Source organism: Vibrio sp. QJM3NY_39 (genome assembly GCF_057785895.1).
In genome coordinates, this window is the sequence record NZ_CM173506.1 from 21,378 (window position 1) to 33,896 (window position 12,519).

Sequence of the window (12,519 nt, forward strand, 5' to 3'; positions counted from 1 at the left end):
GCTTTTGTTCTTCCTAGGATGTTATCTCAAGCAAATCCAGAAGAAGACAGTTTAGAAGACGGCAGTTAAGAAGAAGACCAGTTATGACAATTTCATTCAGCCAAGGACAAGTCACCACGCCAGAGTCAAACAACCAAATGACGCTGAAGTTTGGTGGTTACTCAAATAAAGGCATTCGTGATGAAAACCAAGATGCCATCATTGTAAAACACCCAAAAACTCGCGCTGAGCAAGAGTTAAAAGGCAGTGTTGCCTGCATAGCCGATGGTGCGAGTTGCAGTGAACATGGCCAAAAAGCCAGCCATACCAGCGTGATGCAGTTTATTGATGACTACTACGCCACTCCAAAAAGCTGGAGCATTCAGCGCTCAGCACAAAAGGTCTTAACTTCCCTCAATTCTTGGCTATTCAACACGTCTGTTTCTAATATTCATCCCGCACAACAAGTGAACCACAATGCGCTCGTTTCCACTTTTAGCAGCGTCATTCTAAAATCCAACACCGCGCATATATTCCATGTGGGTGACAGTCGTATTTACCTATTGAGAGATGGCGAATTACGACAGCTTACTCGCGACCATACCCGCAAGAATATGGGACAGAAACACTATCTGACGCGAGCTTTAGGCATGGATAATAAGCTCAACGTTGACTATCAAACGCTTCCTATTAAGAAAGATGACTGCTTTATCCTGACATCTGACGGCGTACACGAGTTTGTCTCGCCCAACACATTCAAGGATCACATCGACAAACCAGGAGCGGATTTCGAATACGCCGCACAAACGATCTGTAACACCGCTTTAAGCCACAATAGCTCAGACAACGTGAGCTGCTTAATAGTCCAAGTCAGTCACCTTCCTAAACCATCACTTATTGAATTCCATGAAAAGCTTGCCAAGCGCGCTATCCCACCCGCTTTAAAGCTTGGGCAAAGTATCGACAACTATATGGTACTCGAGGTGTTGTATGCAGGTTCAAGAAGCCATGTATATCGAGTGATGCAGAAAGAGACACAAACCGAATTCGTCTTGAAAGTACCGTCGGTTCAATACCACGATAGCCCCGCACAATTGAGCACCTTTTTTAACGAACAATGGGCAGGGATCCTGCTAAACAACAAGAAAGTAATGAAGGTCTACCCAACGCCAGAACACTCGCAATTCCTATATCAAATCTGCGAATGGGTAGAAGGCATCACGCTGAGACAGTGGATGTACGACAATCCAAAACCTTCACTCAAACAGGTGCGCGATATACTCGATAAAATCACACAAGGTATCCGAGTGCTACAACGTGCGGATATGGTGCACAGAGACTTAAAACCTGAAAACATCATGATTCAACGTGATGGCGAAATTAAAATCATCGACCTTGGGGCTGTATTGGTAAGAGGTATTGAAGAAGGAAGTAAATCAGAGCAAGACTCGGTACCGTTGGGGGCCGTTAATTACATTGCCCCGGAAACCATAAAGCACAATACCGCGACCACAAGTTCGGATCTGTTCTCTATCGCGGTCATCGGGTATGAAATGCTCACAGGCGAACTGCCCTATCCTGAGATGTCTGCACAATCGCTTAAGCAATCTCGTCACCATCAATGGGAATACCAACCGCTGACTCAAAAGCGCACTGACATACCAGCTTGGGTCGATTTGGTTTTGCAAAAAGCCTGTGCCGAATCGCCAAACGAACGCCATCAAGTGTTAGGGGATTTTGTGGCAGACCTTTACACACCAAACCAAAGCTTGGTGAAAAGCAAAGCCAAGCAACCTTTGATAAACCGAAACCCAATCCAGTTTTGGAAGGTGTTGGCTTTGTTGCTCGGCGTTGTTGCCATTGTAGAGTTGGGCTTATTACTGAGTTCAAGCTAGGCGTCCAAGTTCGAGTTAATTCCAAGCTCGATCTAAGTGTCCAAGTCTAACCTAGCTTATATAAACTAACTGGAATTAGCCTCGTTTCACTAAGCTTCTTGGCACGAGTTCAATACCCGCTTGGTAACGCTTGGCCGATGCATTTAGCGCCAAAGCAAAAGCACTATCAGCAATCACTTCGAATTGCTGTGGCAGTGAATGGACTTTAAAAGGCAAGAAGTCGAGCAGTCGGTTATCACCAAAGGTTGCCAGTTTTACTTGATTGATCAGCTCTGGCTTTTCAACCATCACATCCAACACGCCCTCTAACAAGGTGTAAGACATAGTGACGATCGCATCTGGAACGGTGCCCTTCGCAATCCACTCTTCAAAAACCTCGCGTCCAGATTCTCTATCAAAGTGCTCACCATAACCCACAACCATCGGCTTATTTTCTGCTAACCCTGTTTGTTGAGTATGTGCTTTGTTTGCGGCTTCAAAACCTAACTGACGTTCACGTGAGATATTTAAATCAGGCAGTGCGCCTATCAAGCCAACACTATGAATACTGTCATCAAGGATTGAATGCGTCAGTTCAAATGCGGCTTCGAAATCTTCACTGATCACACAAGCAAAATGCTCATCGTCTAACGGACGGTCAATTGCAATCACAGGCGTTCCTGAGTTTTGCAGTTTCAAGTAGAACTCATTGGCGTCTGGCATGGAGCTCGCCACCAGTAAGGCATCGATACGACGACTTACCAAAGCTTCAGCAACCTTGCGTTCAGTTTCAGCATCATCATCAGAACAGCCAATCAAAATCTGGTAGCCCACTTTACGTGAGTTCTGCTCTATCAATTTTGCTAAACGCGCGTAACTGCTGTTTTCCAGATCAGGAATAATCAAACCAAATGAACGGCTATTACCAGCACGCAGCGACGAAGCAGCATGGTCTGGTCGGTAGTTATATTCTTCCACAACCGCCATGACTTTCTGCTGAGTCTTTTCACTGATTCTGTATTTCTGCGCCTTGCCGTTGATGACATAACTGGCTGTGGTTTTCGATACACCAGCCAATTTAGCAATTTCATCAAGTGTCATATGGGTGACCTGTATTTTGTGCGTAGGATCATATAACCAATGATCTGATCCTCGGATTAGTTGAATTATATGCTGAATCGATTCAGTATAAAAGCTGAAAGGATTCAGCAAAATCTGAAAAGTGACTTCAATCATCCTTTTGTATGGATTGAGCGTCATTTGTTGTGATTCAACTTCTCGTTATTAACGAAACTGAAATTACGACGCGCAGCAAAACTATTTTGAAAACCAAAATCGGCTTTGCTGAATTTTTTTACACTGAATGCTGAACCGATTCAGCAAGCATAAGGCAAAGAGTTAAGCTCCATAAATCTTGCTCTAAACTGAATCGTAGCGATACACAAATTCTCAAGCGATACGCTAAAGAGGCACCATGCTTAAATTATCAAAATCTGACATCACTCTTGGTCAAACGGCCGATGACAAATTCAAAGCTATCCAGAACATTGCTGGCGACCTAACCGCGAAAGGCTTAGTTGACTCTGGCTACGTTGAAGGAATGCTGAACCGTGAAAACCAGAACTCTACGTTCTTAGGTAACGGCATCGCGATTCCTCACGGCACCACTGACACTCGTGGCCTAGTGAAAGAGACAGGCGTTGCGGTACACCACTTCCCTGAAGGTATTGATTGGGCAGACGGCAATCGTGTTTACGTAGCAATTGGTATTGCGGCGAAATCAGACGAGCACTTAGGCATCCTTAAGCAGCTAACGAAAGTGCTAGCAGCAGACGGTGTTGAAGAGAAATTAAAGCAAGCTAAATCAGAAGACGAAATCATCGCCCTACTTAACGGCGAAGTTCAGCTAGAAGCCGACCTAGACGCTTCTTTAGTTCAGCTACTGTTCCCTGCAAGCGACATGGTTCAAATGTCGGCAGTGGCAGGCGGCCTACTTAAGAACACAGGTTGTACAGACAACGCATTCGTTGCTGACCTAGTAACAAAAACACCGACTCACCTAGGCCAAGGCCTGTGGTTGTTGGGCAGCGATAAAGGCGTAACACGTACTGGCGTATCTTTCGTTTCAACAACGAACCATTGTGAATACGATGGCACACCAGTGAAAGCATTGGTAGCATTCGCCGCTTGTAACAGCGCACACCAATCTATTCTAGTAAACCTAAGCAAGATGGTTTTCGAAGGTAAACAGCAACAACTGTTAACCGCTGATGCCGCACAAGTGATTGGCCTTCTGAAAGGTGAAGCGGTTTCTACAGCATCTCAAGACGATGACAACTGCGCAGTATTCAAAATCAAAAACGCGCACGGCCTACACGCTCGTCCAGGTGCAATGCTGGTTGCTGAAGCGAAGAAATTCGAATCAACGATCCGCGTTTCAAACCTAGATGGCGACGGAAAAGAAGTGAACGCGAAGAGCTTGATGAAAGTAATCGCACTTGGCGTTAAACACGGCCATCAGCTTCAGTTTGTTGCTGAAGGTGAAGATGCAGCACAAGCTCTTGAATCGATTGGCAAAGCTATCGCTTCAGGCCTTGGTGAAGGTTAAGGAATCGATATGTCTGATAAACAAATCAAAGCCGTTACCGTTACGCTAAACCCTGCTCTAGACCTGACTGGCGCTATCGACGCACTTAACGTGGGTTCAGTCAGCCTAGTGAACAAAGGCTCTCTACATGCAGCAGGCAAAGGTGTAAACGTAGCAAAAGTACTTTCAGAGCTTGGCGCGAAGGTTACCGTAACTGGTTTCCTTGGTCGTAATAATGAAGAAGCATTCTGCCAACTGTTCGAACAGATGGGCGCAACTGACCGCTTCATCCGTGTCGACGGCGCGACTCGCATCAACGTGAAATTAGTAGAGAACTCAGGCCAAGTTAGCGACATCAACTTCCCAGGTGTTCCTGTTGATGCTGACGCTATCAAAGCGTTTGAAGAAACTTTGTTAGAGCTGGCTGAAACACACGATTACTTCGTGATTGCAGGCAGCTTGCCACAAGGCGTATCACCAGAGCTTTGCGCTTCTTGGGTACAACGCTTGCGTGACCTAGGTAAAAAGGTGCTGTTCGACAGCAGCCGTGACGCACTTAAAGCCGGTATCAATACACAGCCTTGGTTGATTAAGCCAAATGATGAAGAGCTGTCTCAGCTTTTCAATGCAGAACTAACCACACGCGACCAATGCCAACACGCAGGCCAAGCCCTCAGTGAAAAAGGCATCGAGAACATCGTGGTGTCACTTGGCGCTGAAGGCGTGATGTGGCTAAACCAAGGTGAATGGCTACATGCTCAACCGCCGCGCATGCAAGTGGTAAGCACGGTTGGCGCAGGCGACACATTAGTCGCTGGCCTATGTTGGGGTCACATGCAACAGATGCCAAAACCAGAACTCATTAAATTCGCAACCGCCTTATCTGCTCTAGCAGTTTCACAGGTAGGCGTGGGCATTACCAGCCAACAAGAGCTGGATTCAGTACTACAAAATATCCAATTACAGTCGCTTAGTGCTCCAACTAGCCAGTTAGACACAAGCAAATAGGACAAAAGGTTTATTATGAATATTACCATTATCACAGCTTGCCCTAGTGGCGTAGCAAACAGCATCATCGCCGCAGGCTTGTTAGAGCAAGCGACAAAAGCACTGGGTTGGAACGCCGCTATTGAATGTCAATCAAGCGTGCTACCAGACTCAACCGTATCGCAAGACACTATCGACAGCAGCGACGTTGTCGTTATCGCAGCCAACACCAACGTTGATAAAGCGCGCTTTGTCGGTAAGAAAGTGTACCAAGCAGCTATCTCTGAGTGCACAGCGGATGCAAAAGCATTTCTTGAGAAAGCGACAGCAGAAGCAACAGTATTAGACGCTTCTCAAATCTCTGACGAATTAGTTGAAAAAACGGTTGCGGTTACTGGCACTTCACCAGCGACGGGCAGCAAGAAGATCGTAGCGATTACCGCTTGCCCAACTGGTGTTGCACACACCTTTATGGCAGCTGAAGCGCTTGAAGCAGAAGGCAAACGCCTAGGTCACCAAATCAAAGTGGAAACTCGCGGCTCTGTAGGTGCGAAGAACCAACTGACAGACCAAGAAATCGCAGACGCTGACCTTGTTATCATCGCAGCCGACATTGACGTTCCACTGGATCGTTTTAACGGCAAAGCGCTATACAAAACAACAACAAGTCCTGCTTTGAAGAAAACAAAGCAAGAAATGGAAAAAGCGTTCGCAGAAGCTAAACCATACCAACATACAGCATCTTCAAATTCAGCGCCTGCTGACGAGAAGAAAGGCGTGTACAAGCACCTAATGACAGGTGTATCGCACATGCTTCCTGTAGTTGTTGCGGGTGGTTTGATCATCGCACTCTCTTTCGTATTCGGTATCGAAGCGTTTAAAGAAGAAGGCACACTGGCAGCAGCATTGATGACTATCGGTGGTGGTTCTGCGTTCGCACTGATGATTCCTGTTCTTGCTGGTTTCATTGCATTCTCGATTGCTGACCGTCCGGGTCTGGCTCCAGGTCTAATCGGCGGTATGTTGGCGAGCTCAACAGGCGCAGGTTTCCTTGGTGGTATCGCAGCGGGTTTCATTGCCGGTTACGCAGCGAAATTCATTGCCGACAAGGTTCAACTTCCACAATCCATGGAAGCCCTCAAGCCAATCCTGATCATTCCGTTTATCGCGAGTTTGTTCACTGGTCTTGTGATGGTTTACATCGTGGGTGGCCCTGTTTCTGGCGTGATGAGCGCAATGACGACTTTCCTAAACAACATGGGAACGTCTAACGCGATTCTTCTGGGTGTGATTCTAGGCGCAATGATGTGTTTCGACCTTGGTGGTCCAGTAAACAAAGCAGCTTACACGTTCGGTGTTGGTCTACTGGCTTCGCAAACTTACGCACCAATGGCAGCAATCATGGCAGCAGGTATGGTTCCAGCTCTAGGTATGGGCCTTGCGACTTTCCTAGTGAAAGACAAGTTTGAAGCAGGCGAGCGTGAAGCGGGTAAAGCATCATTCGTTCTTGGTCTATGTTTCATCTCTGAAGGTGCAATCCCATTCGCAGCGAAAGATCCAATGCGTGTTATCCCAGCTTGTATGGCAGGTGGTGCACTAACTGGCGCACTATCAATGATGTTTGGTGCTCAGCTAATGGCTCCACACGGCGGTCTATTCGTACTACTGATTCCTGGTGCTATCTCTCCAGTACTTATGTACCTAGTGGCGATTGCAGCGGGTACAGCTGTAACTGGTTTCGGTTACGCTGCGCTTAAAAAGATGAGCGACTCTAAGGCAACAGCAGAGGCTTAATCCCCCTACTCTGGTTAACGGTTCAGCCCGATAACCAGAGGCTCTTGATAACCGGTTTCTTGGTAAAACGGCTCCCTAAAACAAAGGCTCCTCATTTGAGGAGCCTTTTTATTGTTCATGTATTTTCCGGTCGGAATGAGTTAAGTGCAATATTGGTATATTTGATTAGCTAGTCAGCGTATCTTCAAACACACCTAGCTCACGACCAAGCCAAATCGCACGTACTGTGTGGTCTAGCGTTTCTTCACCGCCTGTTACTGGGTGAATAAGCACCGACATATCGCCGCGCTCTTGATCAAGCCACTCAACAATACCCGACTCTTTGTTTGCAAAGTGAATCTCAAACATCGGCATCTTATGCGGGCCAACCAAACGCTGTATTAGTGGGAAAGTCTCTAACACATCTTTACGTTCTGATAGAATTTTCTGACGCAGTGTTTCTGCTTGCTCTGCAAAGCGCAGAGGGAAATAGATATGACCGTGGTACATGGCACCATCCTTTAGAATTATGATAGGCGCAGTTTAACCTGCTTTTTCGCATAGATCTCTTTTATGGCTGTAAAAACGCCACACTAAAGTGAAGTGTGGCGTTTAATTCAAGCAATAGGCAGTGTAAACAAAGGTTGTCCCTATTAGATAGAGTCGATCTTCAAAGGACTATTCTTGGGCTTCTGCAAGTTTAATTGCTCTACCAAACTACGACCTTTATCGCTGATGCCTCCACTGTAAGACTTTGAACCGTCAGCATTAGTCATGGAGGTTTCACCTACGTTCCAAGCAACAAAGAAGTCACTTAAATCATAGTTCGAAACATAAGAAGCACACACCATCATTAGGTCTCCACCAGAAAGCCCAGTCTCGCTAGCGCTACAATAGTTAGTATTCGAGTCGCCTTTTCTGTCTCCTCGCGCTTTGCGATGCATAAACTTGAACATGTTCCAGCCTTCATCATCACCATACACATCAGATTGGCTTGCGCCGCGTGTATACCAATCATCAATTGCAAAGTTCGATTTCGCCCAGATTTTTAGCTGACCAAACATAACTAATCGTAAACCTGCATCACCATGTGACCACGCATGTTCATTATTAAGCTCCAACCATTTAGGTGCTTTCTTAATATCCGATTTAATGCGATCCATTTCAGGGTTTGAATTGCGACCCTCTAATTCCTGCATATACAACGCAAGAAGGTTATTGGTGACTTCCGTACTACCAGTCGCTAAGAAAGGAGCTGATGCTAAGTTATGACCAACTTCATGCCACAACAGCCAGTCGTTCACAGGGTTGGTTGGAATGTGTGTTCGATTTGCATTAAAGCTTGAGTTCATCACTGGGTAGCCAGAATGAGCCGCACCAATCGAAATCTGCACGTCATTCACAAAACGATGGCGGAACGCCTTCAGTTCTGGATAAGTGAACCTACGGTGTAAACCATCGTTTTGTATCTCATCACGTCCGTAGAAGTTACTTGCAGCTTCAGCAAATCGATTCATATCTGTTGCGAATTGGTTCAAATCAGCGGATTCTAGATTCCTGATTGGTGTCGTATAAATAAATGAACCCGTATCGACTTCCGCAATAGGCCCCTCTGCCGATTGAACTGGGTTAATCCACTCACCCTCTTTCCACCAAGCCGCTTTTAACGCGCCATCAATGCTAAACGAGACTTCACCAAACTCTTTTACTTTCGGTTGAATGTAAATAAGGCCGCCATATGGAACCTTGAAGGTTAAGTTTGAACCGTCGTACGCATAGTTAATTTGCATACGCGGAGGGCGCTTCAAACTGGTTTCATGATTCGGCTTACCTGTAAGGTCATCCGCCATCATCACAGTGATCGTTGCAGCTACACCATCACTAATAGTTACATCTTGAAGCTGAGGAGCCCATAAACCTGTCGATTGATTGTTCCCAGCCGAATACGTGACGCCCTTGCCATCTGTTTGGATAAGAACCGAACTTGACGAAGATGCTCCTGAAGTTCGACCGGGATACATTGTGGTATCAACAACGATTTCATGATCCCAAAAAGAGCGCCCCAACATAATGCGAGTCAGAGGTTTCTCCATGTAATTTAATGGATAGCTCGGATTCAACTGTCCCGATAACTCACCTTCGCCATGAATCATTCCATTAGCGACTAACGACGCTTTTAGGTCAACAGGACACTGTGCATCAATTGTGTCTGTTTGATGTAAGTCTTCGGTATAACAGTTTAGGAACTGAACAGCCTGCTTGAACCCCAACTCATCTTGTATGTCTGTTTCAAAACGGTATGCGTTGTCATTCCACATCCAAACAGACAGGTTATCAAACGCTTGATTCAATTCGCTGTTAGACAGACGCTTACCTTTAGTGCCCTTCGTGCGATAGTAAATCTCGTGCTCGTAAAGCGCTGTAAAGTTAGAACCCAAGTTTGCTGCTTTCACCATACTGTCGACAACGGTTTTACTCACCTCATAGCGGTCGAAATCGGCTCTATGATAAGCACCACGAACAGTGATGCCGTCTCCAGAACGAGTCTCTATACAGTTAAATTCGTATTCATACTCGTTCTTACAAAGCTCAGTGCTAACGAATGCCGACTGCAGTTCTTTGATTGCCGCTTCACGCTCTTCTGCCGATTCAACAAAGATACGTGCGGATTTTGTCTCCATGACTGGTACGCCAGACTCATCAAGCACTGGTTTCCCTTCAGCGTCTAACTTAGTAACCTCATAAGTCGGGATTTCAAACTTGATTTTGGATTCATCTTTGATCCACTCAACCGTACCATCTTGATTTACCGTGAATGGAGGTTCTCCTTGGTTATCTTGAAAACGCTCAAGAACCACCATTTCCTTTTCGCTCTTCACGTGAAGATTTGGATACGGCGCTTGGCAATAATAAGAGCTACCGCAGAAAGCTTGGTTTGTCGGCGTAACGTTTTCACCACCTAGTGAAACACCAGCGGCATCCGCCAAGCGTCCAATAGGTTCAGGGTTTGTCGTTTGAATCGCATCCATAAACAAGATATTGCCACCGTTATTAACATAGTTGATAAGAGCGGTAATATCGTCTTGGCTTAAGTTCGGGTTATCCAAGTCAGCAACAAACTGATTAGTCATACCATCTTGAACCAACTTAGGGGGATATGCCTGAAGGATCAAAATCGGCGTAGTGCTCATATCCAAACCATCAAAGTCACCTGAACCACGCTTTTCTACTGATGCAAAACCATACTGAGGACTAACAAAAAACGTGTACTGCTTACCCATTGTGGAGTGGTGATAAGCCGAATAAGCTTGGTCAATATTGGTGACTGCATTCATCCCTGCAATAGGCAGACCATTATTGAACCACTCAAACAAGTTCGAGAAAAACAAGCTCATGCTGCCTTGGTCATCATGCAGTAGGTTTTCGAACTTCGAAACAGTGCACTGTTGTTTGTTGCTATCGATATACAATGTTCGATTGGCCCAATAATTTTCAGGGCATGACAGAATACTTGGATATAAGCCATTACCCATGAACACGACTTTACCTTTGCCTATCTCGCCTGCTGTAACGAATGGAAAACCATAAGTCGCGTTGTCTTCAGAGACTAAAGGAATCGGAGGCATCGAGATACTTGGGTGTTGTGCGATGTAAGGTTTGCCTTCACGAGTCCAAGCCTGCTTCTCACCAAAATAAAGCTGACGGTTTTTATCAGTTCTTGGCATCATCACAGGGAATGCTCTGTTCGATATGTTCAGAGCTCGCATACCACGGGTATACCCCGTCGCACCGTAAAAACTACCATTGTCATTGAAAACATGGAATGTGGTGACGTTGTGGAAGATTTGCTGCAGAGACTCCGTAACATACTGACCAGAATCCATAGATAAAACGGCAGGTTGACGAACATAATCCATAAACTGAGGCGTTTGGCGCAGCTGCTCATCGATTACTGCCGTTAACCCTTGGCTAAACTGACCAACAAACTCATTAGGAAGTTCAAAGTCTGTACCCTCTATTAATCCCCCATTTGGCAGAGTTAGGTTGATCAGTTCATTTATAACGTTAGGGTACTTTGAAAAGGTACCTTGGACTTCTTCAGATATCTCATAATGACTTACATGATCAAGCGCGTAGCGCTCTAGTAATGACTGGATATTCGCTTTCTCAACCACATTATTGGTCACATCAGACAATTTATAAGCAATCTGATTACCCGTAATGGAGCCAAACTCAAACGTATCAATACCAAAAACGATTCTGTCGCCCCACAGGTACTCAAAGATTCCCTCTTCATCCGTCACGCCCGTCGCGTTAGCCGAAAAGAAACTGATCCCAGAAATCGCTTTACCATTAGCGTCTGTAAGCTTACTGCGAGTTAACACCTTACCTTCAACACTTGGCTTATAAGCATAGGTAGACTCTGCGTCTGCAGAAACAAAACCAGCGTTAAGGTTATTGTCCGCATTAGGGTCAACCGCAGGAACAACTGTTGTGTCTACGTGTGAACTAGGAGCCTTACCTACTTCATCTGTAGACTCTTCTTCTTTCGATGAAAAGTACGCATCGACAGCATCTTGATCATCAAGTTGCGAGAACACACCTTCAATATCAAAAGCATCCAGTTCTTTTAAACAGATAGCACTTTCAGTCTCACAAACATCAATTGATTCGAGTACCTTAGTAACGTTGTCTCCATGTAATTCTGTCAACTCAAATGCCGCATGAAGCGCATCATTTGAAATCGTGCTTTCTGTAACTTCAGGGAAAGGAGCAGTGAAATCACCTAAAGTAAGGTGACCCAAGGTACAACTAAAACTCACGCCTTGTTTAACACTGAACGTTCCGTTTTCAAGATGAACGCCGTCACAGTATACATCTCCAGACACAAACGCCCCACTCGACAACAGTGAACCTATGTAAGTTGTTGGGGGGATAATATCTGTTGGTGGAATAATGTCAGTCGGCGGAAGAATATCCGTTGGTGGAACAATATCTGTCGGTGGAACAATATCCGTTGGTGGAATAATGTCTGTTGGAGGAACCGTATCAGGGCCGTCACTATAGCTTAGTGAATCGTGATTACACCCGGAAAGAGCCGCGGATATGATAGCCAGCGCAATTAAGTTTTTTTTCATTGAGCGAAGTTGATCGTAATTTTAAGTGGACCGTTATCTTATAGATTTACTCCATCTCGATGACTATTGTTTTTTGTCTTAACCACAAAGACCATTTCTCATAAGCGATTGAATAAGATAAACAAAATGATAATTGAGACTCTCATTCCAATTGCAAAACCTCTCCCTACCTTAAAATGGA

At 45.4% G+C, this 12,519-nt stretch carries 7 protein-coding genes; 4 read left to right on the top strand and 3 right to left on the bottom strand.

The genetic code is table 11. The features are described from left to right. The first annotated feature begins 83 nt into the window (after nucleotides 1–83). Nucleotides 84–1,874 carry a bifunctional protein-serine/threonine kinase/phosphatase gene (locus tag AC3CHU_RS16185; protein ID WP_488525913.1) on the top strand — a complete coding sequence of 597 codons (1,791 nt, stop codon included), beginning with the start codon at nucleotides 84–86 and terminating at the stop codon, nucleotides 1,872–1,874. Between the two features lie 75 nt (nucleotides 1,875–1,949). Here AC3CHU_RS16185 and cra read toward each other — a convergent pair whose 3' ends face one another. After that, nucleotides 1,950–2,954, bottom strand: a complete 1,005-nt coding sequence (gene cra / locus AC3CHU_RS16190; RefSeq protein ID WP_108195909.1) for a catabolite repressor/activator — start codon at nucleotides 2,952–2,954, stop codon at nucleotides 1,950–1,952. Nucleotides 2,955–3,327: 373 nt separating this feature from the next. On the opposite strand from cra, the gene fruB reads away from it, so the two are divergent. From fruB to fruA, 3 genes are read left to right on the top strand one after another with little or no spacing between them, the layout of a single operon-like run. After that, nucleotides 3,328–4,461 (top strand): fused PTS fructose transporter subunit IIA/HPr protein, encoded by a 1,134-nt coding sequence (gene fruB, locus AC3CHU_RS16195; RefSeq protein WP_488525914.1) that lies wholly within the window; start codon nucleotides 3,328–3,330, stop codon nucleotides 4,459–4,461. 9 nt (nucleotides 4,462–4,470) lie between these two features. Then, nucleotides 4,471–5,448: a 1-phosphofructokinase gene (gene pfkB, locus AC3CHU_RS16200; RefSeq protein WP_488525915.1), complete on the top strand. Its 978-nt coding sequence runs from the start codon at nucleotides 4,471–4,473 to the stop codon at nucleotides 5,446–5,448. A 15-nt stretch (nucleotides 5,449–5,463) separates the two neighbouring features. Then, nucleotides 5,464–7,221 (top strand): PTS fructose transporter subunit IIBC, encoded by a 1,758-nt coding sequence (fruA, locus tag AC3CHU_RS16205; protein ID WP_488525916.1) that lies wholly within the window; start codon nucleotides 5,464–5,466, stop codon nucleotides 7,219–7,221. A 165-nt stretch (nucleotides 7,222–7,386) separates the two neighbouring features. Here the strand turns inward: fruA and AC3CHU_RS16210 are convergent, their stop codons facing one another. After that, the gene (locus AC3CHU_RS16210) at nucleotides 7,387–7,710 is read right to left on the bottom strand and encodes a DOPA 4,5-dioxygenase family protein (protein ID WP_065105444.1); all 324 of its coding nucleotides are present in this window, start codon (nucleotides 7,708–7,710) and stop codon (nucleotides 7,387–7,389) included. Between the two features lie 143 nt (nucleotides 7,711–7,853). Then, entirely contained in the window at nucleotides 7,854–12,338 is a 4,485-nt protein-coding gene (locus tag AC3CHU_RS16215; RefSeq protein ID WP_488525917.1) for an SslE/AcfD family lipoprotein zinc metalloprotease, read from the bottom strand. Nucleotides 12,339–12,519: the final 181 nt, after the last annotated feature.

Bases quoted from the DNA above. Each gene is read 5' to 3' on its own strand.
- fruA (WP_488525916.1), top strand. From the start codon at position 5,464: ATGAATATTACCATTATCACAGCTTGCCCTAGTGGCGTAGCAAACAGC.
- cra (WP_108195909.1), bottom strand. From the start codon at position 2,954: ATGACACTTGATGAAATTGCTAAATTGGCTGGTGTATCGAAAACCACA.
- AC3CHU_RS16215 (WP_488525917.1), bottom strand. From the start codon at position 12,338: ATGAAAAAAAACTTAATTGCGCTGGCTATCATATCCGCGGCTCTTTCC.
- fruB (WP_488525914.1), top strand. From the start codon at position 3,328: ATGCTTAAATTATCAAAATCTGACATCACTCTTGGTCAAACGGCCGAT.
- pfkB (WP_488525915.1), top strand. From the start codon at position 4,471: ATGTCTGATAAACAAATCAAAGCCGTTACCGTTACGCTAAACCCTGCT.
- AC3CHU_RS16210 (WP_065105444.1), bottom strand. From the start codon at position 7,710: ATGTACCACGGTCATATCTATTTCCCTCTGCGCTTTGCAGAGCAAGCA.
- AC3CHU_RS16185 (WP_488525913.1), top strand. From the start codon at position 84: ATGACAATTTCATTCAGCCAAGGACAAGTCACCACGCCAGAGTCAAAC.